The 23,599-nt window shown below is 61.4% G+C and carries 25 protein-coding genes and 1 tRNA gene; 17 read left to right on the top strand and 9 right to left on the bottom strand.

The window, feature by feature from the left end:
• Window positions 1–22: 22 nt before the first annotated feature.
• From M9924_17020 to glpK, 6 genes are all read left to right on the top strand, one after another.
• Window positions 23–964, top strand: a complete 942-nt coding sequence (locus tag M9924_17020) for an alpha-E domain-containing protein (protein MCO5066097.1) — start codon at window positions 23–25, stop codon at window positions 962–964.
• Window positions 965–978: 14 nt separating this feature from the next.
• Window positions 979–1,773 (top strand): transglutaminase family protein, encoded by a 795-nt coding sequence (locus M9924_17015; GenBank protein ID MCO5066096.1) that lies wholly within the window; start codon window positions 979–981, stop codon window positions 1,771–1,773.
• A 31-nt stretch (window positions 1,774–1,804) separates the two neighbouring features.
• Entirely contained in the window at window positions 1,805–2,533 is a 729-nt protein-coding gene (locus M9924_17010) for a proteasome-type protease (protein MCO5066095.1), read from the top strand.
• Window positions 2,534–2,616: 83 nt separating this feature from the next.
• Window positions 2,617–3,384, top strand: coding sequence for a DeoR/GlpR family DNA-binding transcription regulator (locus tag M9924_17005; protein ID MCO5066094.1), 768 nt, complete (start codon window positions 2,617–2,619; stop codon window positions 3,382–3,384).
• Between the two features lie 101 nt (window positions 3,385–3,485).
• A complete protein-coding gene (glpD, locus tag M9924_17000; protein MCO5066093.1) occupies window positions 3,486–5,027 on the top strand; it encodes a glycerol-3-phosphate dehydrogenase in 1,542 nt (513 codons plus the stop codon).
• A 19-nt stretch (window positions 5,028–5,046) separates the two neighbouring features.
• Window positions 5,047–6,540: a glycerol kinase GlpK gene (gene glpK, locus M9924_16995; protein ID MCO5066092.1), complete on the top strand. Its 1,494-nt coding sequence runs from the start codon at window positions 5,047–5,049 to the stop codon at window positions 6,538–6,540.
• A gap of 14 nt (window positions 6,541–6,554) precedes the next feature.
• On the opposite strand, the gene M9924_16990 is transcribed toward glpK, so the two are convergent.
• Together M9924_16990 and M9924_16985 are read right to left on the bottom strand one after the other, a co-directional pair.
• Window positions 6,555–6,629 (bottom strand) — tRNA-Lys (locus M9924_16990).
• A 109-nt stretch (window positions 6,630–6,738) separates the two neighbouring features.
• A complete protein-coding gene (locus M9924_16985; GenBank protein ID MCO5066091.1) occupies window positions 6,739–7,917 on the bottom strand; it encodes a glycosyltransferase family 4 protein in 1,179 nt (392 codons plus the stop codon).
• 229 nt (window positions 7,918–8,146) lie between these two features.
• On the opposite strand from M9924_16985, the gene M9924_16980 reads away from it, so the two are divergent.
• From M9924_16980 to M9924_16965, 4 genes are all read left to right on the top strand, one after another.
• Window positions 8,147–8,890 (top strand): cytochrome c biogenesis CcdA family protein, encoded by a 744-nt coding sequence (locus M9924_16980; GenBank protein ID MCO5066090.1) that lies wholly within the window; start codon window positions 8,147–8,149, stop codon window positions 8,888–8,890.
• Window positions 8,891–8,955: 65 nt separating this feature from the next.
• Window positions 8,956–10,305 carry a bifunctional UDP-N-acetylglucosamine diphosphorylase/glucosamine-1-phosphate N-acetyltransferase GlmU gene (glmU, locus tag M9924_16975; GenBank protein MCO5066089.1) on the top strand — a complete coding sequence of 450 codons (1,350 nt, stop codon included), beginning with the start codon at window positions 8,956–8,958 and terminating at the stop codon, window positions 10,303–10,305.
• Between the two features lie 122 nt (window positions 10,306–10,427).
• On the top strand, window positions 10,428–12,251 hold the full coding sequence (gene glmS, locus M9924_16970) for a glutamine--fructose-6-phosphate transaminase (isomerizing) (protein ID MCO5066088.1): 1,824 nt from the start codon (window positions 10,428–10,430) through the stop codon (window positions 12,249–12,251).
• 33 nt (window positions 12,252–12,284) lie between these two features.
• Window positions 12,285–12,632, top strand: coding sequence for a diacylglycerol kinase (locus M9924_16965; protein MCO5066087.1), 348 nt, complete (start codon window positions 12,285–12,287; stop codon window positions 12,630–12,632).
• Between the two features lie 6 nt (window positions 12,633–12,638).
• Here M9924_16965 and M9924_16960 read toward each other — a convergent pair whose 3' ends face one another.
• Complete coding sequence (locus M9924_16960; GenBank protein ID MCO5066086.1) at window positions 12,639–13,223, bottom strand: DedA family protein; 585 nt, start codon at window positions 13,221–13,223, stop codon at window positions 12,639–12,641.
• The gene (locus M9924_16955) at window positions 13,223–13,771 is read right to left on the bottom strand and encodes a DUF1003 domain-containing protein (GenBank protein ID MCO5066085.1); all 549 of its coding nucleotides are present in this window, start codon (window positions 13,769–13,771) and stop codon (window positions 13,223–13,225) included. Before M9924_16955 ends, M9924_16960 begins: the two co-directional genes overlap by 1 nt.
• A 73-nt stretch (window positions 13,772–13,844) precedes the next feature.
• Between M9924_16955 and M9924_16950 the strand changes: the two genes are divergently transcribed.
• A complete protein-coding gene (locus M9924_16950) occupies window positions 13,845–14,561 on the top strand; it encodes a DNA-3-methyladenine glycosylase I (protein ID MCO5066084.1) in 717 nt (238 codons plus the stop codon).
• Window positions 14,562–14,563: 2 nt separating this feature from the next.
• Here M9924_16950 and M9924_16945 read toward each other — a convergent pair whose 3' ends face one another.
• A complete protein-coding gene (locus M9924_16945; protein ID MCO5066083.1) occupies window positions 14,564–15,976 on the bottom strand; it encodes a PLP-dependent aminotransferase family protein in 1,413 nt (470 codons plus the stop codon).
• Window positions 15,977–16,070: 94 nt separating this feature from the next.
• Between M9924_16945 and M9924_16940 the strand changes: the two genes are divergently transcribed.
• The gene (locus M9924_16940) at window positions 16,071–16,289 is read left to right on the top strand and encodes a DUF1127 domain-containing protein (protein ID MCO5066082.1); all 219 of its coding nucleotides are present in this window, start codon (window positions 16,071–16,073) and stop codon (window positions 16,287–16,289) included.
• Here M9924_16940 and M9924_16935 read toward each other — a convergent pair.
• Together M9924_16935 and M9924_16930 are read right to left on the bottom strand one after the other, a co-directional pair.
• A complete protein-coding gene (locus tag M9924_16935; GenBank protein ID MCO5066081.1) occupies window positions 16,286–17,026 on the bottom strand; it encodes an NUDIX domain-containing protein in 741 nt (246 codons plus the stop codon). The genes M9924_16940 and M9924_16935 overlap by 4 nt on opposite strands.
• A gap of 13 nt (window positions 17,027–17,039) precedes the next feature.
• The gene (locus tag M9924_16930) at window positions 17,040–17,483 is read right to left on the bottom strand and encodes a PaaI family thioesterase (GenBank protein ID MCO5066080.1); all 444 of its coding nucleotides are present in this window, start codon (window positions 17,481–17,483) and stop codon (window positions 17,040–17,042) included.
• Between the two features lie 114 nt (window positions 17,484–17,597).
• Here M9924_16930 and M9924_16925 point away from each other — a divergent pair, with 114 nt between their 5' ends.
• Together M9924_16925 and M9924_16920 are read left to right on the top strand one after the other, a co-directional pair.
• A complete protein-coding gene (locus M9924_16925) occupies window positions 17,598–18,422 on the top strand; it encodes an enoyl-CoA hydratase (GenBank protein ID MCO5066079.1) in 825 nt (274 codons plus the stop codon).
• The gene (locus M9924_16920) at window positions 18,422–18,841 is read left to right on the top strand and encodes a VOC family protein (protein ID MCO5066078.1); all 420 of its coding nucleotides are present in this window, start codon (window positions 18,422–18,424) and stop codon (window positions 18,839–18,841) included. Before M9924_16925 ends, M9924_16920 begins: the two co-directional genes overlap by 1 nt.
• A 280-nt stretch (window positions 18,842–19,121) precedes the next feature.
• Here the strand turns inward: M9924_16920 and M9924_16915 are convergent, their stop codons facing one another.
• Window positions 19,122–19,931, bottom strand: coding sequence for a hypothetical protein (locus tag M9924_16915; GenBank protein ID MCO5066077.1), 810 nt, complete (start codon window positions 19,929–19,931; stop codon window positions 19,122–19,124).
• Window positions 19,932–19,973: 42 nt separating this feature from the next.
• On the opposite strand from M9924_16915, the gene M9924_16910 reads away from it, so the two are divergent.
• From M9924_16910 to M9924_16900, 3 genes are all read left to right on the top strand, one after another.
• On the top strand, window positions 19,974–20,495 hold the full coding sequence (locus M9924_16910) for a CoA-binding protein (protein ID MCO5066076.1): 522 nt from the start codon (window positions 19,974–19,976) through the stop codon (window positions 20,493–20,495).
• A 146-nt stretch (window positions 20,496–20,641) separates the two neighbouring features.
• The gene (locus M9924_16905) at window positions 20,642–21,925 is read left to right on the top strand and encodes an O-acetylhomoserine aminocarboxypropyltransferase (protein MCO5066075.1); all 1,284 of its coding nucleotides are present in this window, start codon (window positions 20,642–20,644) and stop codon (window positions 21,923–21,925) included.
• Between the two features lie 2 nt (window positions 21,926–21,927).
• Window positions 21,928–22,269, top strand: coding sequence for a cupin domain-containing protein (locus M9924_16900; GenBank protein MCO5066074.1), 342 nt, complete (start codon window positions 21,928–21,930; stop codon window positions 22,267–22,269).
• Here the strand turns inward: M9924_16900 and M9924_16895 are convergent.
• Window positions 22,266–23,525 carry a cytochrome P450 gene (locus tag M9924_16895; GenBank protein ID MCO5066073.1) on the bottom strand — a complete coding sequence of 420 codons (1,260 nt, stop codon included), beginning with the start codon at window positions 23,523–23,525 and terminating at the stop codon, window positions 22,266–22,268. The genes M9924_16900 and M9924_16895 overlap by 4 nt on opposite strands.
• Window positions 23,526–23,599: the final 74 nt, after the last annotated feature.

Raw genomic sequence — 23,599 nt, 5'->3', positions numbered from 1 at the left:
TGAAAGTGCGGGGCTTCGCCTGATGCTGCTCGGACGCACAGCGAACGGCATCTACTGGATGAGCCGCTACATCGAGCGGGCCGAAAACATGGCGCGGTTGCTCGATGCAGGGCTGCGCATGGCGTTGACTCGCACCACGAATGCAGCCGACGAATGGACGTCCGTCGTCGTGAGCGCCGGTGTTGAAGATGGCTTTCGCAGCAAGCACAGCGAATTCAACGCCACGACCATCGCGGATTATCTGCTGCGCGATCGCGACAACCCGTCGAGCGTCATGTCGTCCATCGAGGCGGGCCGCAACAATGCGCGCATGGTTCGCACGGCGCTGACGCGCGAGACATGGGAAGCCATCAACGATGGCTGGATGGTGCTGAAGAAGCTTCTCGCCCGCAAGGTGGACGAGCGCGACCTGCCGCGCGTGCTGGACACGGTGAAGCGCGAGGCGGCGTTGATACGCGGCAGCTTCTACGGAACCATGCTGCGCAACGAGATTTTCGATTTCGCGCAGGTCGGCACCTATGTCGAACGGGCCGACAACACCGCGCGCATACTTGACGTGAAATATTACGTGCTGCTGCCGTCGATTTCGTGGGTCGGCTCCACCCTCGACAATTCGCAATGGGAATCGATCCTTCGTTCGGTTTCCGCGCACAGGTCCTATCGCTGGGTCTATGAGGCGGATTACCGGCCGACCAACATCGCCGACTATCTCATCATCAATGGGCGCATGCCACGCTCGCTCGCCTTCTGCTATCGCATGATCGACGAGCATCTGGGCTTTCTCGCCCGCGATTATGGCGAGCGCCACGCCTGTCATGAGACCGCCGCCCGGACGCTGGTGCGGCTCAGGGTCGGGTCCATCAAGGACATTTTCGACGCCGGGCTTCACGAGTTTCTCGGCGATTTCATCCGCGACAACAACAAGCTCGGCCACGAGGTCGCGGAAGATTATCGCTTTTATTAGGGTTGACCGGAGCAATGTTGCTGAAAATCTCGCACCGCACCGAGTACAGCTACGGATCGCCCGTCAATTATGCATTGCAGCGGCTGCGCCTGACACCGCAGATCGGACCGACCCAGAACGTCAAGTCCTGGTCGGTCGTCATCGAAGGGGCTCGGGAGGAAGTGCGTTTTTTCGACCATTTCGGAAACCTGACACAATTGGTGAGCGCCCACGGCTCGCCGCATATGATCAGCGTTGTGGCCGAAGGCATAGTCGAAACGATCGACACATCCGGCATATACGGGCGCGACACCAGCCTTGCCCCGCGCTGGCTGTTCGAGACCGAAACGGATCTCACGGTGCCGGGACCCGGCGTTCGCAAGCTGGTCAAGTCGATCGCCGAAGGCAGCGACATCGACCGGCTGCATGAGCTGATGCACGCCATTGCGCTGAAGGTGAGCTTCACGATCGGCGCGACGGGGCCGGAAACAACGGCTGAGCAGGCGCTCGCGCAGGGCAGCGGGGTTTGCCAGGACCACGCACATGTCTTTATCGCGGCGGCCCGTGCGATGGGCTACCCCGCGCGCTATGTGAGTGGTTACCTGATGATGGATGATCGCGTCGAGCAGGTTGCGGGCCACGCCTGGGCGGAAGCCTTTGTCGACGGCCTGGGCTGGGTGTCGTTCGACAGCGCGAACGGCATCTCGACGGATGAGCGCTATGTTCGCATCGCGGTGGGGCGGGACTACCGGGAAGCCATGCCCGTTTCCGGAATTAGGCTCGGTGTTGCAGACGAACGTCTTGCGGTTCGCATCACTGTGGAACAGTAATCACCGACAAACAGTACTATGATGTGATTCAATGACCTACTGCGTTGCACTCAGGCTCGATTCGGGCCTTGTCTTTCTGTCCGACACCCGCACCAATGCCGGTGTCGACAATGTTTCGACCTATCGCAAGATGCATGTCTGGGAACAGCCGGGCGAGCGCGTGCTCGTCCTGATGTCGGCTGGAAACCTGGCGACCACGCAGGCGGTGGTGAGCCTGCTTGACGAGCGGACCAAGGCGGTAGCTGACCGTGCGCCGACGCTCTACGAGACGCCGTCCATGTTCCAGACGGCGCGGTTGGTTGGAAATACGGTGCGGGAGGTGATCCAGAATTCGGTGCCTGCGGGGCAAAGGGCGGATTCCTATTTCAACGCGTCCTTCATTCTCGGCGGCCAGATCAAGGGCACGGAACCGCGCCTGTTCATGATCTACCCGGAAGGCAATTTCATCGAATCCACGGACGACACGCCCTTTTTTCAGATCGGCGAGACGAAATATGGCCGACCGATCATCGTGCGGGCTTACGACCGCCAGATGTCGTTCGAGGAGGCGGCCAAGCTGCTTCTGGTATCCTTCGACTCTACCGCCAAGGCCAACCTGTCGGTTGGCCTGCCGCTCGACCTGCTGTTCTACGAGTCGGGAAGCCTGCGCGTCGGGCTGAGACGGCGCATCAGCTATGACGATCCCTACTACCGCGTGGTTTCCGATGGCTGGTCGACAGCCCTGAAGCAGGCGTTCAAGAGTCTGCCCGACTTCCACTAGGAAGCTTTCGCTTTGGCGATTGTGCCTTCCAACGATTTTCGTTTTGCTCTAGAAAGAGAAAAAGCGAAAATCGGGAGGCGCGCATGTTCCTTTCACCAAGGCATTCCGAAATTGTGCAGCTTGCGAAGGACCAGGGAAAGGTTCTTGTCGAGGAGCTTGCAGCCCGCTTCGACGTGACGCCGCAGACCATCCGCAAGGACCTGAACGATCTATGTGAACAGCGCATGCTGCGCCGTATCCACGGGGGCGCTCTGTTTCCTTCCGGTATCGAGAATGTGGAGTATGAAGCGCGGCGCAAGATCGCCGCTGACGAGAAGGAGGCCATTGGCAGGGCGGCGGCTCGCCTCATTCCGGATGGCGCGTCGCTTTTCATCAACATCGGCACCACAACCGAAGAAGTCAGCAAGGCGCTTCTTGACCATGACGGGCTCATGGTCATTACGAATAATATCAATGTCGCCAACAGGATGCGGGTCTATCCTCAGATCGAGGTGGTCATTGCGGGCGGCATCGTGCGCGGCTCGGACGGCGGCGTCGTCGGCGAGGCGGCGGTCGATTTCATCAGGCAGTTCAAGGTCGACTATGCGGTGATCGGCGCGTCGGCCATCGACCATGACGGCGCGCTCCTCGATTTCGATTTTCGCGAAGTGAAGGTCGCGCAGGCGATCATCGCCAATGCGCGCAACGTCATCCTCGTTTGCGATGCGACGAAATATGAACGCACCGCGCCGGTGCGCATCGCGCATCTGTCTCAGGTCAACACCTTTATCACGGACCGTTGCGACCTGCCGGTCATCCGGAAGATCTGCGCCGACAGCGACGTGCATCTGATCGAAACGGCCCGCCAGTAGCGTCGATTGGAGTTTTCGTTTGACACGCGTTCTGTGTTCGAATTAATTCGCAGTAGCTTGCAGCAAGCGCGGAATCCTGCGCGTGACGTCGGGAGGGAAGGTTGGCGACGCCGACCCAGTTCGATATTCTTGTGATCGGCGGAGGCATTAACGGCTGCGGCATCGCGCGTGATGCCGTTGGGCGGGGCTTCTCTGTTTTTCTCGCCGAGATGAACGATCTGGCGAGCGGTACGTCCTCCGGCTCGACCAAGCTCATTCACGGCGGACTGCGCTATCTCGAACATTATGAGTTCCGGCTGGTCCGCGAGGCGCTGATGGAGCGCGAGATCCTCTGGAAAAGCGCCCCGCACATCATCTGGCCGATGCGCTTTGTGCTGCCTTATTTCCAGGGCGGGCCGCGTCCCGCCTGGATGCTGAGGCTCGGCCTGTTTCTCTATGACCATCTCGGCGGGCGAAAGCTGTTGCCCGCGACGCGGACGCTGGACATGCGCACCGATCCGGCGCGCAAGCCGCTCAAGCCGCTCTTCACGAAAGCCTTCGAATATTCGGACGGCTGGGTCATGGATTCGCGGCTTGTTGCGCTGAACGCCCGCGATGCTGCCGACCGGGGCGCGGTGATCCGTACGCGCACGAAGGTGGTTGAGGCCGTGCGGGGCGAGAGCGAGTGGACGGTGACGGTCGAGGACACGCGCTCGGGCGCGCGCGAGACCGTGGCCGCAAAGCTGCTGGTCAATGCGGCGGGGCCGTGGGTCGATGACGTTCTGGCCGGTGCGCTCGGGCAGAACGATGTGCACAATGTGCGCCTCGTGCAGGGCAGCCACATCGTCGTGCCGAAAAAGTTCGACGACCCGCGCGCCTATTTCTTCCAGAACAAGGACGGTCGCATCATCTTCGCCATCCCTTACGAGGACGATTTTGCGCTGATCGGCACGACCGACCGCGACTACAAGGGCGACTTGGCAAAGGTCACGATCAGTGACCAGGAGATCGACTATCTCTGTGACGCCGCGAGCGAGTATTTTGCCGAGCCTGTGCAGCGCGCGGATATTGTGTGGACCTATTCGGCGGTGCGCCCGCTCTATGACGACGGTGCGTCGAAGGCGCAGGAAGCGACCCGCGACTATGTGCTGGCGCTCGACAATGGCAATGGCCGAGCACCGCTGGTCAACAGTTTCGGCGGCAAGATCACGACATACCGGCGGTTGGCGGAATCGATGCTCGAAAAGATCGAAGGCCAACTCGGCGCACGTGGCGGGCCGTGGACAGCGAACGCCGTCCTTCCGGGTGGCGAATTCGGTGTTCATGGCTTCGCGTCCGAAGTGGGTGCGCTGATGGCCGATTATCCGTTTCTCGATGAAGCGCATGCCCGCAGGCTGGTGCGTCTCTATGGGACGCGTGCACGCAAGTTGCTCGGCACGGCGGCGTCGCAGGACGATCTCGGAAGGTGCTTCGGCGCCGATCTTTATGAGGCGGAAGTGCGTTACCTTGTTGAGCACGAATGGGCCATGACGGCTGACGACGTGCTTTGGCGCAGGACCAAGCGGGGCCTGCGCCTCACGCAGAAGGAAGCCGTCGCGTTGGCGGACTTCATGGCCGGACTCGAGGGGGGAACGGTCGCGCCGAAGCGGAAAAGGCGGAAATAGCGCGGGGCGGGACTATCGAATGACATCGAATATCCTTGCGATCGATCAGGGCACGACATCCACGCGCGCCATCGTGTTCGACGCCGATATGAAGATCGTCGGCCTCGACCAGAAGGAATTTTCACAGCACTATCCGGCTTCCGGCTGGGTGGAACACGATCCGGAGGAAATCTGGGCGACAGTCGTCTCGACGTGCAGGGCGGCCCTCAGGAAGGCGAAGCTGACGGCAGCCGACATCGCGGCGATCGGCATAACCAATCAGCGCGAGACGGTGGTCGTCTGGGACAAAGCGACCGGCGAGCCGATCTACAACGCCATCGTCTGGCAGGACCGGCGCACCGCGCCGCTCTGCCACAGGCTTAAGAAGGCAGGCAGGGAGCCGACATTCGTCCGCAAGACGGGGCTTCTGCTCGACCCGTATTTCTCGGGCACGAAAATCACTTGGCTGCTGGACAATGTAAAGGGCGCGCGAAAACGCGCGGAAGCCGGCGAATTGCTGGCGGGCACAATCGATTCCTTCCTGATCTGGCGACTGACCGGCGGCAATGTGCATGCAACCGACGCGACCAATGCTTCGCGGACGCTGGTCTTCAACATTGCCGAGAATCGCTGGGACGAGGAACTGCTTCGGCTCCTGAAAATACCTGCCGCAATGCTGCCGGAAGTGAGGGATTGCGCGGCGGATTTTGGAAGGACACAAAAGTCCTTTTTGGGAGCCGAAGTCCCAATTCTTGGAGTCGCAGGCGACCAGCAGGCGGCAACCATCGGGCAGGCTTGCTTCCAGCCCGGCATGATGAAATCGACCTACGGAACCGGCTGCTTTGCGCTGTTGAATACGGGCACAGACATGGTGCGTTCGAAGAACCGCCTGCTCACGACGATTGCCTACCGCCTCGGGGGCAAGACGACCTACGCGCTGGAAGGCTCGATCTTCATTGCCGGAGCGGCTGTGCAATGGCTGCGCGATGGCGCGAGGATGATAGGCCATGCCGCGCAAAGCGGGGAACTGGCGGGCGAGGCCGACCCGTCGCAGAACGTCTATCTGGTGCCCGCCTTCGTCGGCCTTGGCGCTCCGCATTGGGACGCTGACGCCCGCGGCGCGATCTTCGGCCTGACGCGCAATTCTGGACCGGCCGAGTTTGCGAAAGCCGCGCTTGAATCGGTCGCGTTCCAGACGCGCGACCTGCTGGACGCGATGAAGAAAGACTGGAGGGGCCACGGCGGTCGCAAGACGGTGCTGCGCGTCGATGGCGGCATGGTTGCGTCCGACTGGACGATGCAATGCCTCGCCGACATCCTTGACGCGCCCGTGGACCGCCCCACCGTGCTCGAAACGACGGCGCTGGGCGCGGCATGGCTGGCGGCTTCAAAGGCGGGCGTCTGGCCGAAGGCGACCGGGTTTGCGAAGCGCTGGGCGCTCGACCGCCGCTTCCAGCCGCAGATGGAAGAGAAAGTGAGGCGCGCGAAGATAAGGGGTTGGCACGATGCTGTCCGGCGAACGCTGACAGCCTGACGCGGAAATGACTGTGGTGAGCCGGGAGGGAATCGAACCCTCGACCACATGATTAAAAGTCACGTGCTCTACCGCTGAGCTACCGGCCCCAAAAAGTGCGCGGAACATAGGGAGCGAGGCATCGGCGGTCAACCGGAAAATCCGGACCTTTCAAGCACCTCTGTGGATCGGCGGACGAGCGCCTTCAAGCCACTGATTTCATGAAGCGATCGCCTCGATGTAGTCTGCCGCGATCTGGCGGAACGACAGCGAACGCTCGGCATATTCGCGGCCTTTCCTGCCCATTTCCATGCGTTCTTCGGCACTCATGTCGGCCAGCGCCAGCAACGCCCTGGCGATGTCGCCCGGATCGTCACCAGTGACAATGCCGCAGCCCGACGCCGACACCGGGTCGCCTGCGGTCGTGACCGGCAGGATGATAGGCAGGCCCACCTGCATGAAGTCGATGATCTTGTTGAAACTGATTCCATGCTCGAAAACGCTGCGGAAGTTTCGCTTTCCCGCATAGCCGATGTCACTGTGCGCGGTGAGCCAGAGTGCTTCGGGTTTAGGTACAGGCGGCACGAAGAAAACGTCTTCGTTCAGGCCGAGCCGGTTCGTGAGCTGCTTGAGTGTGTCGGCGGTGTCGCCGCCCCCCACGAGCAGCAGGCCGAATGGCTGACTGCCGCGCTCGCCGGCAGCGTTTGCGACGCTCTTAAGCAATATGTCGAGAGCGCTGGGATAACCCTGCGTACCCGGATGAATGACGATCAGACGCCCCTCGCGCCGCCAGAGCGCCAGCCGTTCCGCCGCCGCTTTGCCTTGCGGCGTGGAGGGCGCAAGCGTCGCCGCAACCTCGTCGTCGCTGACCCCGTTGGGCGCATGCACGAACCTGCCGCGAAATCCGCGTTCGCGCAGAAAGGGCTCGGCGTTGCCGAGCAGCGAGCCGATGACATCGGCGTTGCGGCAGGCGAAGCGTTCCGCCGCCCAGGCCGCAATCGTGATTGGATGCCATCTTGGCGTTTTCGTCATCTCGATGATCGAAAGCGGCCACATATCGCGGATTTCAAAGACCAGCTTCGCGCCGTAGCGACGCGCAAGCCGCGCCGCCGGAAAGATCGGGAACGGGTGCGGAGAGGATACGATGATCGCATCGGGTCTGGGCAGGTCCGACGGCAGGCGCAGCATCGAACGGCAGAAATCCAGCATGTTGAGCGCGCGGCCCGCGCCGTTGCCCGCATAGGCCCGCGCGGGTAGGGAAACGAAGGGGACGCCGCCGACGGTCTCGCGTTCCGGCAGGGGGTCGGGCTGGTCCATCAGGTGGTGGTTGCGGCTCACGAAGCAGGTGACGTTGTGGCCGAGCCGGACCCATTCCTTGCCGAGATAGAATGGCCGCAAGTATTTTCCTCGCCCCGGCGCGCTACCGTATGGATGAAAATACCAGATGTTCATGAATGTGGATTTCACGGGCCGATTTTGCTTGGTCCTAAAGCTCTCGGGCCACCAATACAAGTGCGGGCGAAACGAGGGTTCGGAGCCTGTCGCAAGGATTTCCACGCTTTGGTGATTGGCGGGAGGGGGTCGCGCCGTCTATAGCGCGGCGACATGATTGCATCGGGATGAATCGATGGCTGTAGATGTTGGCTTTGCAACCGCGTTTGGCGCGGGCGCGCTTTCCTTTCTGTCACCTTGCGTCCTGCCGCTGGTGCCGCCCTACCTTTGCTATATGGCCGGAGTCTCGGTCGAGGAGTTTTCCGGTGAACGCAAGGCGGCACCGCTCGCCGCACGCACCGCATTGTTCGGCGCGGCCACCATGTTCGTGCTCGGCTTTTCGACGGTTTTCGTCGCGCTTGGGGCAGGGGCATCCACAATCGGCCAGTTTCTGCGCGCCTGGCAGGAGCCGCTGGCGATGGCGGCGGGAATCATCATCATCGTGATGGGGCTGAATTTCCTCGGCATATTGCGCATCCCGCTGCTGTCGCGGGAAGCGCGTTTCCAGTCGCACACGCGCCCGACAACAGTGCTGGGCGCCTACGTCATGGGTCTGGCGTTCGCGTTTGGCTGGACGCCGTGTATAGGGCCGGTGCTCGGCCCCATCCTGACCCTTGCGGGCGGCAGGGGCACGGTTGCTGACGGCGCGCTGCTTCTGGCCGTCTATTCGCTGGGGCTCGGCCTTCCCTTCCTGATCGCCGCAATGTTTTCGGGAGCCTTCATGCGCTTTCTTCGCAAATTCCGCTTCCATCTGGGTCGCGTGGAAAAGGCCATCGGGGCGCTTCTCGTGCTTGCTGGCGTTTTGTTCCTCACCGGGGGCATGCAGGCCGCGGCCTACTGGTTGCTGGAGACTTTCCCGGCGCTCCAGACGCTTGGATAGCCGCCTCATGGCGATTTTAAGTATTGGGTGCTAAAAGCGCGCCCACATTTCATTCGGATCTTCGCATGACCTCACGAAGCTGCCTGTCCATCATCCTCGCCGCGGGCGAGGGAACGCGCATGAAAAGCGCAATGCCCAAGGTGCTGCACAAGATTGCCGGTCGCCCCATGCTCGCGCATGTCGCACACGCTGCACAAGCCGCTGGTGCCGGCGACCTCGCCTTTGTCGTGGGCCATGGCGCGGACGCCGTGACAAAGGCGATCTCGGGTTTCGCACCAGGTGCTGCGACATTTGTGCAGGCCGAACGGCTTGGCACCGCGCATGCCGTCCTTGCGGCGCGGGACGCAATCGCGCGCGGATATGACGATCTGCTGGTGATGTTCGGGGACACACCTTTGATTGAATCATTGGTATTGTCCGAGGCTCGGGCAAAGCTTGCCGAAGGGTTCGCGGTCGTGGTGGTCGGGTTCCGCACGCCCAATCCGGCGGGCTACGGTCGCCTGATCGAAAAGGACGGGGTGCTGGTTGCGATTCGGGAGGACAAGGATTGCTCGCCGGACGAACGCGCCATCACCTTCTGCAATGGCGGCTTGATGGCCATTGCGGGAAATCATGCTCTGGCGCTGCTCGACAGGGTCGGCAATGCCAACGCCAAGGGCGAATATTATCTCACCGACATCGTCGAACTGGCGAACGCGAACGGGCTGAAGGTGACGTCGACGGAAGCGAGCTTTGAAAGTGTGCTGGGCGTCAACAGCCGCGTCGAACTGGCCGAGGCGGAAGCCATATGGCAGGGCCGCAAGCGGCGCGAAATCATGCTCTCGGGCGTCACCATGATCGCCCCGGAAACCGTCTATTTCTCAGCCGATACCGAGATAGGCAGCGACACGGTGATCGAGCCCAACGTGTTTTTCGGCCCGGGCGTGAAAGTGGCTTCGGGCGTGAAAATTCATGCGTTCTCCCACATTGAGGGGGCGACGATCGCGCAAGGCTCAGACATCGGACCCTATGCGCGGCTGAGGCCGGGTGCCGACCTGCGGGAAAATGCGAAAGTCGGCAATTTCGTCGAGATCAAGAAGGCCGTTGTCGAGGAAGGTGCCAAGGTCAACCACCTGACCTATATCGGCGATGCGCGCATCGGCGCGGGCGCGAACATCGGCGCGGGCACCATCACCTGCAATTATGACGGCTTCTCCAAATTCTTCACCGACATCGGCAAAGGCGCGTTCGTCGGATCCAACTCGTCGCTCGTCGCGCCGATCAGCATCGGCGACGGTGCCTATGTCGCCTCGGGCAGCGTGCTGACCGAGGATGTGGAGGCGGATGCGCTGGCTTTCGGGCGCGCGCGGCAGAAGAACCTGCCGGGAAAAGGCCGGGAACTGCGAGAGAGATTTTCGCGCGCCGCCAAGAAATAGCCAAATGCCTTGCTTCGCAGTCGCTTGGCCCGCTGACATGAAGCGTCACGCAAATTGATTTTTAACCCCCGGCGGCGCTTCGTAGATATCGCCCGGAAATTCGAATCCTTGGGACATCGTATATGTGTGGAATTGTTGCCATTGTCGGTCATGCGCCTGTCGCGCCGTTGATCGTCGATGCTTTGAAGCGCCTCGAATATCGTGGCTATGACTCCGCCGGAGTGGCCACCGTCGAGCATGGCGAACTGGGGCGCAGGCGCGCCGAGGGCAAGCTCGTCAACCTGGAGAAGCGGCTTGAGGCCGAACCGCTCGCAGGCACCATCGGCATCGGTCATACGCGCTGGGCGACGCATGGCGTTCCTAACGAAACGAACGCCCACCCGCATTTTTCGAACGGCGTAGCCATCGTTCACAACGGCATCATCGAGAATTTCGCCGAACTGCGCGACGAGTTGAAGAAAGACGGATTTGTGTTTTCGTCGCAGACCGACACCGAGGTCGTGGCGCATCTGGTCAGCCGGGAACTGGCAAAGGGGGTTGCTCCCGTCGAGGCCGCCCACAATGCGCTGCGCCGCCTTCATGGCGCATTCGCGCTGGCGATCATGTTCGAGGGCGACGAAGACCTCATCGTCGGCGCGCGCAACGGCCCGCCGCTGGCCGTAGGGCACGGCGAAGGCGAAATGTTTCTCGGCTCGGATGCGATTGCGCTAGCGCCTTTCACCAACTCCATCACCTATCTGGAGGACGGGGATTGGGCGGTGGTGCGCCGCAACAGTGTCGAGATTTTCGACATGGAGGGCAAGCCCGTCCAGCGCAAGCGGCAGCGCTCCATCGGCAGCAGCTACATGGTGGACAAGGGCAATCACCGCCACTTCATGGAAAAGGAAATCCATGAACAGCCGGAAGTGATTTCGCACACGCTGGCCCACTATATCGATTTCACGACTGGCCGCACAAAGGCGCTGGAACTGCCCTTCGACTTCGCCGAAATCGACCGCATTGCCATTTCGGCCTGCGGCACGGCCTATCTGTCGGGCCTTGTCGGGAAATACTGGTTCGAGCGCTATGCGCGCCTGCCGGTCGACATCGATATCGCGTCGGAATTCCGCTATCGCGAAATGCCGCTGGCGAAGAAAAGCGCCGCGCTGTTCATTTCGCAATCCGGCGAAACCGCCGACACGCTTGCGTCGCTGCGCTATTGTCGCGGCGAAGGCGTTCCCATCGGCGCGGTGGTGAACGTGCGCGGCTCGACCATTGCGCGCGAATCGGATGTGACGCTGCCGACGCTGGCGGGGCCGGAAATAGGCGTCGCCTCGACCAAGGCGTTTACCTGCCAGCTTTCCGTCATGGCGGCGCTTGCGATCCATGCGGCGGCGGCGCGCGGCACGGTTGACGAGGCCGAAGAGCGAAGGCTGGTCAAGGAACTTGGCGAAGCGCCTCGGCTGGCAAGCCAGGTGCTGAAGCTCGAACGGCAGATCGAAAAGGTGGCGCGCGAACTGGCGCACTACAAGCACGTGCTCTATCTCGGGCGCGACACCAATTTCCCGCTCGCGCTGGAAGGCGCGCTCAAGCTCAAGGAAATCTCTTACATCCACGCCGAAGGTTATGCCGCGGGCGAACTCAAGCACGGCCCCATCGCACTGATCGACGAGAACATGCCGGTGATCGTCATTGCGCCGCATGACCGCATTTTCGAGAAGACCGTCTCCAACATGCAGGAGGTCGCGGCGCGCGGTGGCAAGATCATCCTCATCACGGATCGGGAAGGCGCGGAAAAATCGACTATCGACACGCTGGACACCATCATCCTGCCGCCCGTCCCCGAAATCGCCGCGCCGATCCTCTACGCATTGCCGATCCAGATGCTCGCTTATTACACAGCCGTGTTCATGGGAACCGATGTCGATCAGCCGCGCAATCTTGCCAAGTCGGTGACGGTTGAGTAGCGGAACGGGCTGAACATCTAAAGCGATCCCGTCATGGAACGACTGATTAACGCCTGGCACAATTCCGTCCGCGCTTTCACCTGGCTGGCGCGAAACGAAAAAGCATTCCAGCAGGAGTTGATTCTCCTGGCCGTCGCGCTGCCTGCCGGGTGGTTTCTGGCGGAAAACTGGTCGTCCTATTTCTTTCTCATCGGCTCGGTGCTGGTGCTGATGCTGGTCGAGGTGCTGAATACCGGGATCGAGGCGGCATGCGATGCGGTCAGCCTTGAGTTCGACCGTCAAATCCAGATCGCCAAGGACTGCGGATCGCTTGCGGTGCTCATCGCCATCATCCTTGTGGCAGGCGTTTGGCTCGGCGCGCTGATTGAGCGCATGAACTGAGGCGCGCTAACGCGGCTCGTGCGGCTCCTTGCGCGCCATGCGATGGGCGACGAACGCCGCGATGATTGCGGCGACGAGGGCCAGGCCGAGGCCAATCAACAGTCGGTGGTGGGTCCTGAACGTGTCGCCGATCAGCGTTTCCGCGCCGAGGCCGAAGAAATAGCCCAGCCCTATGAAGACGCTCGACCATATCAGCGACGACAGCGCATTCAGGATGAGGAAGCGGGGTGCCGCAATGTTGGCCATTCCGGCAGCGATCCCGCCAACAAGGCGCAGGCCATAGATAAAGCGGTTGGTCAGCACGAATATATTCGGATGACGGTTGACCAGCCGGTATGCATGACTGAACCCCCGCTTGTGACGCAAGCGAACCACGATGGGGTGATCGGTGAAGTGACGTCCGGCGAGGAAAAACATTCCGTCCCCAAGGAACGAGCCGAGAAAAACAGCCAGAAAGACGCCAACGAAGTTCAGTATTTCCTGATGCGCAAAAAAGCCGCCGAGAATGGCGAAGCTCTCTCCCTCGGCGACACATCCGATAAAGATCGCGATGAGGCCATATTGCTCGACAAAGGCGCGTAAGGTCTCCATCAGCCGTCGCGCTTTTCGGCCTTGCCTTGCACGAGGCTGGTGAGTTCCGAAATCTGCCGACAGAGCAGGGCGATTTCCTGGCTTCGAAGTTCCTCGATCTTCGCATGCAGCGCCATGATCTCGATTTCAGCCTTGAGGTTTACTTCATAGTCGTGCGCAGCGTCGAGCCGGTCGCGTTCGGCCTGCCTGTTTTGCGACATCATGATGATCGGCGCCTGCAATGCGGCGATCATCGACAGGACCAGGTTGAGAAACACGAAAGGATAGGGGTCGAAGGTCGCGCGCCCAAGCAGCCACGCATTCAGCGCGGCCCATGCGAACAGGAACACGAGGAAGGCGATGATGAAGGTCCATGATCCACCGACGCGCGCGATTGCGTCCGCCAGACGATCGCCGGTCGAGAGCCTTTTCGCAAATGCCTTGTTGGTGTCCGAAGCAATCGTGCGGTGTTCGACGGCGCTTTGAAGGACCCGGTGCTCAGCCTCGCTCAAATTCTCAGGCTGGCGGCGGAGCCATTGCGCGGCGATGTCGGAAATGGATTTATGCATGGCGAAACCTCGGTGCCCGTGTTCGTAATTTGAAGAAATGCTAGATAGGAGCCGATTGGGCAAGGATAAGGCGATGATCAATTTCAGCAGGATTCGCGAAAGGGCCGAAAAGCGCAAAGGCGGCAGCGAAATACTGGACCGGCTGCTCGGAAGCGCACCGGACAATGCAGCGCTTGCCCAGGTGCCGGACGATCGGGTTCTCTCGGCCATGACGCAGCGCATTTTCAGTGCGGGTTTTGTCTGGAGCGTTATCGAGGCGAAATGGCCGGGTTTCGAGGAAGCGTTTCTCGGTTTCGATGTCGCCCGCCTGCTTTTCCAGCCGGACGATTTCTGGGGCGCGCTGGCTTCGGACACGCGCATCGTGCGCAACGGCCAGAAAATCATGTCGGTCCGGGAAAACGCGGCTTTTGTCGCCAGCGTTTCGAAGGAACATGGCAGTTTCGGGAAATTTCTTGCCGATTGGCCGGTGGACGACCAGATCGGCCTGATGGCTTATCTCGACCGGCACGGCAGCAGGTTGGGCGGAGCGACGGGGCAATATTTCCTGCGCTGGATCGGCTGGGATTGCTTCGTGATCTCGACCGATTTCGCCGCCGCGCTGCGCGATGCCGGGCTGGAAATCGCGGAGAAGCCGACCTCCAAGCGCGATCTGGCGCGCATCCAGATGCAACTCAACGCCTGGCATGAGCAGACCGGCCTGCCGTACCGGCACCTGTCGCGCATATTGTCCATGTCCATCGGCGAGAACCGACCGCCCGAGCAATTGCTGGCGTATATGTCCGAAAATTGATCTTAATCGAAGCGCTCGTAGCCGGCGCGGCCTTCGTCCAGCAGGCGGCGTATCACGGCCAGTCCCGCGCGCACATCTTCACGGTCGCGCGGTTGCGATATCGCAAAGCGCACGCGGTGGAACACCTGCTCGGAGCGGCCCGCCTTGAACTCGTCCTCATCGTCCAGAAGAACGCCGTTCTCAAAGGCTGCATTCTTGAAGGTTCCGGAGTTCCACGCTTCCGGCAAGGCCAGCCACACGAACGGGATGCTGGGCTGGCTGTTAAAGCTGTAGCCTTCGAGCGCGACGCGCACGAGGGCCGTGCGCGCCCTGATTTCCTCGATGCTGCGGGCCTCGATTTCCCGTGCTTCGCCCGACAGGACAAGACGCGCGGCCAGCGCCGACAGAAGGTAGGGACTGCTGCCGCTCAGTAGCCTGTGCGCGACGCGGATGCGGTGCCGGTAAGCTGTCGGGCAGGACAGCCAGCCGCCCCGCACCCCTGCGGCAACCGATTTGGACAGGCCGGAGGCGACGATTGTGCGTTCCGGCGCAAACTCGACCAGCATGGGCAGCCGGTCGCCACTCAGACGGCCGTAGAGGTCATCCTCAATCAGGAAAACATTGTGTTTGCGGGCAAGCTCGGCAATGCGCTGTCGCCGGTTGGAATCGAGGCTGACGCAGGTCGGATTGTGGGCCGAAGGCATGAGGAATGCCATCGTCGGGTGCTTCTGCGCGCAGACATGGTCGAAATGGTCGGGATCGAGACCTTGCTCGTCAGACTGCACCAGCGCAATGCGGCGTCCGGCAAGCGCGGTGGCGCGCGCTACCTGCGAATAGGTGGCGTGCTCGAAAACCACATAGTCACCGGGAGAGGTGAGCGCCACGATGGCGGACATCGCACCGGCATGCGTGCCGAGCGTTGGGACGATCGTATCGGGCGCGGGGCAAAAGCCGCCACGCGAAAGCCACGCGCTGCCAGCCTCGAACCATTCGTCCGGAAAGGTTCGCGTGTAGCTCGATATTTCGGCGGGTGCTTCGATGCCCAGTTCCGCGACCAGGCGGGCGACAATTGCCCCTTGTCCGAGATTGGGCGCAGAGGTCGTGTCGAAGCGCAGCTTGTCCGCAGGCGCATCCATCGGCCGCGTTCCGTCCTGGCGCGGATCGGCGGTGGACTGCGCCGTTGAGCGTTCGCCGCTTGAAAGCACATAGGTTCCGCGTCCGACTTCTCCGCTGACCAGTCCGCGCTCGCGCAAGAGCGCATAGGCGCGCCCCACCGTCCCGACAGTCGTTCCGATGTCGAATGCGAGATTGCGCTGCGGGGGGAGCTTCGTCCCCGACGCAATTGCGCCCTTGTCGATATCCGCCTCGATCCTGTCCGCGAGCCGCTGGTAAAGCGGTCCGACGCCCGTCGACAGATCGGGAAGCCAAGTTGTCATAGTGACAAGTTTCCATATTGCACCGGAAAATGAGTCAAATAGATAGACGGATATGAAGTCAATAGATTCAATGTGAGATTGGCACAGGTGCAATATGCCGACGATGCATACAATTCTCGAAACAGGTGCGGAGGCGGATATTGACACCCGTCCAGCCGGCCTGGTTGCGATTGTGTCCGCGTGGATAGCCAAGCGCGCGCAACTGCGCCGCACGCGTGCAGATCTGCTGGATCTCAGCGATCATCAGTTGCGCGATATCGGCCTCACTCCGCAGCAGGCGGTGCGTGAGGCGCTGCTTCCGTGGTGGCGCTAAAGAATGACCTTGCGAAACCGCCCGTTCAGCATTCGGTAGAACGGCACATTGCCGCCGGGCGTCAGATCGGGGTCGATTGCAAGCCTCTCGGACAGTTCAGCGAGGACGGTGCGCGTGATCGTGGGAATATCAGCATCCATCGCATCGGAAAGCGGCAGCCAGACGATTTCTTCCAGCTCATCCGTGGGGCCGCCCTCGGGCAACTCGACGGCCACATCGCTTCTCCACGCCGCCAGAAAGCGTGTGTCGTAGCGGCGAACGCGGCCGGGAGGCGTGATGGCGCGGGCAATGTATCGAAGGGCTGCGAGCGATGGCTGCACGGCGTGCGTGGCAAAGCCCTGCCAGTCTCCCCGCGTGGTTGAGAAATCGCCCTTGCGGCCGATCAACAGGCCCGCTTCCTCATAGGTTTCGCGAATCGCCGAAAGAGCGATGGCGCGCGCCCGCGCGGCGCTGGCGCGGCTGCCTTGCCCGATCAGCTTTTGCTCCTCGGCCGGGTGCAGTCCCTCGGCGATCCTGACGCGGCTGTCGGCGGGGTCTGTCCGCCCGCCCGGAAACACGAATTTGCCGGGCATGAATGTGTGGCGCATGTGCCGGCGGCCCATCAGTACGCGCGGCGCACCGGAGTCGCGGTCGAGCAGGATCAGTGTCGCGGCGTCGCGTGGACGCATCGGTTTGCCGCCGAGTGCGAAATCCTGATTTTCCTTTTTGTCGAGCTGGGCGCGCGTCAAACCATCCATCGGGTGACCTTTATCAACGTTTCGGCGGAATGGAATAGGTCCCGGTCGCATGAGCGACCAGATGCCCGTCGGCGCCTGCGACCATCTCGATGTCGAAAACCATGAGGCTGCGGCCAAGCTTGAGAATGCGGCAATGGCCGTCAATTGGCCCCGCCTCGGCCTTGCGCATGAAATTGATGTTCAGGTTGGTGGTCACGGAAAGCGCGTCCGGTCCCGCATGTGAGAGGACGCAGACATAGCCAGATATATCTGCAAGCGCGAACAGAGATGGACCTGAAACCGTGCCGCCCGGGCGCAGATGATTGTCGCCTGCGTTTAATCTCACGGTACAGCCGCCGGGGCGAATTTCGCGGACTTCGAAGGCGCGGTCCACGTTGAACTGGGGAAAGACCTCGTCGAGCATTGCGCTGACTTCGGCCACGGTCATGACGGGTACGAGATCTGGCTGGGCTGGCATTCCGCATCCTTGGTGCTAACGTGGCTTCCGACGAAGGAAGCGCCGATTTGCCGGAAGTCAAGCTGTGGCGCTGAATTGTTGGCAATTTGCATGACCATGTTCAAGGAGAGATCCATGGGGGAGATTCTGGCGATGCCACGCAACGCCGAGCAGCGAAGCTTGCTCGATGTCCAGCAATCCGAAGGTGTGTTGAGGCTGACACTTACCAATCCGCCCGCGAACGCGCTGTCCATTGAGCTTATCTCCCGGCTGCAGGCTGAACTGGACAGGTCTGCCGAAGATTCGTCCGTCCGCGTGATCGTCATTGCCGCGGCGGGTAAGGTCTTTTCCGGCGGCCATGACCTTAAGGAAATGACCGCACATCGCGGCGATGCGGACGGCGGCGAGGCGTTCTTCAAGCACACATTCGATGCGTGCGGGCGCATGATGCAGTCGATCATGCAGCATCCGCGCCCGGTCATTGCCGAGGTGAATGGAATCGCGACAGCGGCGGGGTGCCAGCTTGTTGCGACCTGCGACCTCGCAATTGCTTCGGACAAGGCGACATTCGGCGTGAATGGCATCGATGTCGGCCTGTTCTGCACCACCCCGGGCGTCGCGTTGGCGCGCGGCCTCAAGCCGAAGCATGCGATGGAAATGCTATTGACGGGCGAAATGATCGACGCGGCGACGGCCCGCGAATTCGGGCTGGTCAATCGCGTCGTGCCGCCCGAATATCTCGCGCAGGTCGTCAGCAAATACGCACAAGCGATTGTTTCGAAATCGCCTTCCGGCATTTCGAGAGGCAAGCAGGCCTTCTACCGACAGGCGGAGATGGGGCTGACCGAGGCCTATGACTATGCGGCGCAGGTCATGGTGGATAACATGCTGGCCCGGGATGCACGGGAGGGCATCTCGGCATTCATCGAAAAGCGCAAGCCGCAATGGGGCCCGGAATGATGGAGCCACGCGTCTCGATCATCACCATTGCGGTCGATGATCTCGACCTGATGGCTGGCTTCTATCGCTCGATGGGTTTCAAACGCCATCGGATCGACGATGGCGTGGCATTTTTCCAGATTGGGGGCACCATCTTTGCCCTGTTTCCGAGGGAAAGCGCGGAAAAGGATTCAGGCATTGAGTTTACGGGCGGTCATTCGCGCGTTTATCTGGCCTACAACACGCGCACCGATTTCGAGGTCGATGCGGTGCTGGAGCTTGCCGAACGGGCGGGCGGCGAGATCGTGAAGCCTGGCGGAAAGGCGTTCTGGGGCGGCTGGTACGGCTATTTCGCCGACCCGGAAGGAAATGTCTGGGAAGTCGCTCACAATCCCGACTTTCCGATCGATGCAGCCGGTAACATTTCGCTGCCGGCCTAGGTCGTAGTGACGATTTAGCGATTTGCTGCGCCGCAGATGAAATTGGTCAGTTCGAGGAAGAAGGAGGAAGGATATGCATCGCATATTCGACGACGCGTGACGAAGAAATGGCCGATTTCGGCGCGGCCCCTCTGGGGTTGGGCAGAAAAGGCCGCTGAATGCGTCGAAAATGCTCGACGGTGGTCAACACCGCCTTGCGCTTTTCTCCTGTTCAGCGGTCTTTTCCGCTCCAACGCAGCGAACCGTTAAATCGTCACTACGACCTAGGGTCCTGACCCAGCTATTTCAGCGCGCACAAGCCGGTGCATTCATCGCTTTTCAGTTCGTTGATAAAGGCGTTCATGTTTTCCTCCACGGTTTTTGGGGCGTAGAGCAGGGCCTGCGTCGCCGCATTTGCGATGTTGCCGCGCTCGGCGACGAGGATGATGTCGCGAAACGCCAGCCCGTTTTCGGCGAGCGCCTCGGCGAGGATCTGCTTGTTGGCCTCAGAATATTGCGGATTCTGGACCAGTGAGACCGCGCTTGAGAAAATCTGGCTCACACCCATCCTGTATTTGGCGAGCTGGGCCTTTTCCGGTTCCGTGAAATCGGCTGCCGGCTTGCTGTCGGCATCGTCCGTCAGCGCCAGAGATAGCGCGCCGCCTGCCTGCACCATGCCCTTGGCAAGAAGTGCAAGCTCGTCCTGATAGGCCACTTCCGGTCCTTGCTCCGGCGGCTTCCCGCTGGCGTCGCGATGCTCGATATAAACCTTTGAAAGTGCAAAATAGCCCGAAAATATAGCCAGAAGCGGCTGTATGTCCTGCTTCGTGTAGGGCGACTTGCCGATGATTTTGTCCCGATCGAGCAGTGCGGCGAAAACGACTTTCACCTTGTCTTCGCCGATGCGCGGCGGGTTTGCGGCATATTCCGGCTGCTGAAGCAGCGTCACGAATTCAACCGCCGCCTTATCCATGCTCGCCAGCCCGTCCGGCGGAACGCCTGCGGACGCGTTCGAGGGGATCAGGGCTGCCATCCCCAAAAGGGCCAACAGTTGCGCCAGCGACTTGCGCATGTAGTCTCTCCGCTTGTTCAGTCCGGGCCCTGCAGTCATGTGACTGGATTTCAGGACCGAATGCAACCCGGCGAGGGCAGCTTGAACCACGACTCCTATGACAACCAGTACATCGCCGACATCCTCAACGAGGTGCGCAGCATCGCAATTGTCGGCGCATCCGCGAACGATGTGCGTCCAAGCTTTTTCGTTGCCAAATACCTCATTGCCAAGGGATTTCAGGTCTTTCCAGTCAATCCGGGGCAGGCGGGAAAGGAGATTCTTGGCCAGCACGTGTATGCACGCCTGTCGGAGATCTCCGTTCCTGTCGATATGGTGGACATTTTCAGGGCGACGGAGGCCGTGCCGGGGATTGTCGAGGAGGCGCTTCAGCTCTCTCCCTTGCCAAAAGTGATCTGGATGCAGCTCGGCGTCCGGCACGACGAGGCGGCGGCGCGCGCGGAAGCAGCGGGGTTGAAGGTTGTCATGAATCGCTGCCCGAAAATCGAGTATGGCCGCCTTTCCGGCGAGATCGGCTGGACCGGGGTCAATTCGGGAGTCATTTCATCGCGCCGTCCCCTGATGCGCGGCGGGGTGCAGAGTTTCGGCGTGCGCTCGAAATAGGCGATTGTTCCTCGAAAGCGGCTGCCGGCGAAAACAGACGAATGGAACCCGGCGTTTTTGAGAAAATCCATCGTTGCAAGAGGGGCGGCTTCCTGCGCAAAGTCCTGCCTCAATTTCACAGATCCACATGTTGAGGAGAGGAAGTCATGTCGCCACGTATCCCCGGATTTTCCACGCTTGCAGTGCACGCCGGGGCAAAGCCCGATCCGGCCACGGGAGCGCGCGCGACGCCGATCTACCAGACCACCTCCTATGTGTTCGAGGATGCCGACCACGCCGCTTCATTGTTCGGCCTCAAGGCCTTCGGCAACATCTATACGCGCATCATGAACCCCACGCAGGCGGTGCTGGAGGAGCGCCTTGCCGCGCTTGAAGGCGGCACGGCTGCGCTTGCGGTTGCATCCGGCCATGCGGCGCAGATGCTCGTCTTCCACACCATCATGGCGCCGGGCGAGAATTTCGTGGCTGCCAGGAAGCTGTATGGCGGTTCGATCAACCAGTTCGGCCATGCGTTCAAGAATTTCGGCTGGGAGGTGCGGTGGGCCGAACCGGAAGACCCTTCGAGCTTCGAAAAGCAGATCGATGACAAGACCAAGGCGATCTTCATCGAAAGCCTTGCCAATCCCGGAGGCACGTTCGTCGACATCGAGGCGATTGCCAAGGTTGCGCACAAGCACGGCATTCCGCTGATCGTCGACAATACGCTGGCCACGCCCTATCTCATCCGGCCCGTCGAGTACGGCGCGGACATCGTGGTTCACTCGCTGACCAAGTTCATCGGCGGCCATGGCAACTCTGTCGGCGGCGTCATTGTCGATGGCGGGACCTTCGACTGGTCGAAGTCCGGGAAATACCCCATGCTGTCGCAGCCGCGTGCGGAATATGGCGGCGTGGTGCTGCACGAAACCTTTGGCAATTTTGCGTTTGCCATCGCCGCTCGCGTGCTTGGCCTGCGCGATTTCGGCCCGGCCATCTCGCCGTTCAACGCGTTCCTGATCCTGACCGGGGTCGAGACGCTGCCGCTGCGCATGCAGAAGCATTGCGACAACGCCGCCGCCGCCGCGGCCTGGCTGTCCAATCATCCCAAGGTGGCCTGGGTTTCCTATCCGGGCCTCAAGGGGGACAAGAACCACGCATTGCAGCAGCGCTATTCGCCGAAGGGCGCCGGAGCGGTTTTCACGGTCGGCCTGAAAGGCGGCTACGATGCCGGCGTCAAGTTCGTCGAGGGGCTGGAACTTTTTTCGCATCTCGCCAATGTCGGCGACACGCGCTCGCTGGTCATCCATCCGGCATCGACCACCCACCGCCAGCTTTCCGACGAGCAGAAAGTGGCGGCGGGCGCCGGTCCCGATACCGTCCGTCTTTCGGTCGGCATCGAGGACATCAACGACATCATCGCCGATCTCGACCAGTCGCTGGCGAAGGTCTGACGATGCCGCGTTTTCTGGTCGTCAAGGCCATCGGAGCGCCCGAATCCGGCGCTCCGGCGGAAGATCGCGTCATTTCCGGTGATCCTCGCTTCCTGACGTGGAACGCGGAAGAGGCCGATGGCGGCCTCTTCGCCGGGATCTGGGAGGCCACGCCGGGCAAATGGCGGATCGAATATGACGAATGGGAATTCTGCCACATCCTTTCCGGCATCTCGATCATCACGGAGGATGGCGGAGAAGCGCGCAGGGTCACGGCGGGAGACAGTTTCGTCCTTCGTCCCGGCTTCAAGGGAAGCTGGGAGGTCGTCGAGACCACCCGCAAGGAATACGTAATCCGGCTCTAGTCGGCCCTGACCATCAGGCTTCGCAGCCCGTGGAAATGATAGGTGTCGCCATAGATCGGCGGTTCCGCGAATTGCAGGTCGGGCAGTCGCGCAAAGAGCATGGCGAGCGAGGCCTGCAACTCGACGCGCGCCAACGGCGCTCCGATGCAGAAATGGATGCCCGCGCCGAAGCTGACATTCTTCTGGTCGCTTCGCGAGGGAAGGAAAGAGGATGGATCGGCGAAAGCACGAGGGTCGCGATTTGCCATGCCGAGCAGCAGGGCGATCTGCCGGCCCGCATCGACCGCGATGCCGTCGCCGAAATCGGTATCCCGATACACATAGCGCGTGAACATGTGCAGCGGCGCGTCGAAGCGCAGGCATTCCTCGACGGTTGCAGCCACTGCATCCGGCGTGGCGAACAGCGTGGCGGGATCGGTGCGGCCCGCATTCCGCTCGAGAATGAGCGTGCGTACCGCATTGCCGGTCTGGTGTACGGTTGCTTCGTGTCCTGCGTTCAGGAGCAGAATTACCGACGAAACCAGTTCGTCCTCGCTGAGCCTTTCGCCGTCCTCCTGCGCCGAGAGCAGCAGCGACAGGAGGTCGTCACCGGGTTTGCGTCGCCGCTCCGCCGCATAGCCGCGCAGGAAATCGGAAAACGCGCGCGCGGCGGCGTTGGCGGCGTCTTCCGTCTCGCGCGTCCGGCCATGCATGTACATAGCCACCTGCCTGTGTGACCAATCCAGCAGTTGCGGACCCATCTCCACCGGCACGCCCAGCATCTCGGCGATGATCGTCATGGGCAATGGCGTGGCAAAGGCCGGAAGCAGGTCGAAGGCGCCGTCGTGAAAGGCGTCGATCAGATCATACGCCAGACGTTCGGCGCGCGGGCGCAGCCGCTCTACCTGACGCGACACGAATGCGCGGTTGACCAGCGTGCGCAGGCGCGTGTGGACGGGCGGCTCCAGTTCGAGCATCGAATGCGCCTCCACGGCATCGAAGGCGGCAAGATGCTCGCGACCCTTGGCGACACTCGCGCTGCCCGGGATGCCAAGCGGATTCTGCCTGCCAAGCGATCTGTCCCGCAGCAGGCGATTGACCTGCTCGTAGCCGCCGAAGCACCACATGCCGTAGTCTTCCCAGAAAAAGGCGGGCGATCGCTCGTGCAGCCAGGCATAGGCTTCGTAAGGATTCTGCACGAAGCGCGGTTCGTGCGGATCGAGCCGCAACCGTCTGGTCGATGCCTCGAAATGAAGATAGGGCGGCGCGTGCTGCATGCGGCTCTGTTAGCATCCGCGCCGGGAAACATGAACGTGGATGTGCACGCTGTTCCGCGACAATCCGGGATCAG

This window comes from Rhizobiaceae bacterium, from assembly GCA_023953835.1.
Classification (GTDB): Bacteria; Pseudomonadota; Alphaproteobacteria; order Rhizobiales; family Rhizobiaceae; genus Mesorhizobium_G.
Note: the sequence above shows the minus strand (reverse complement) of the source record. Positions and strands in the feature narration are given on the sequence as shown.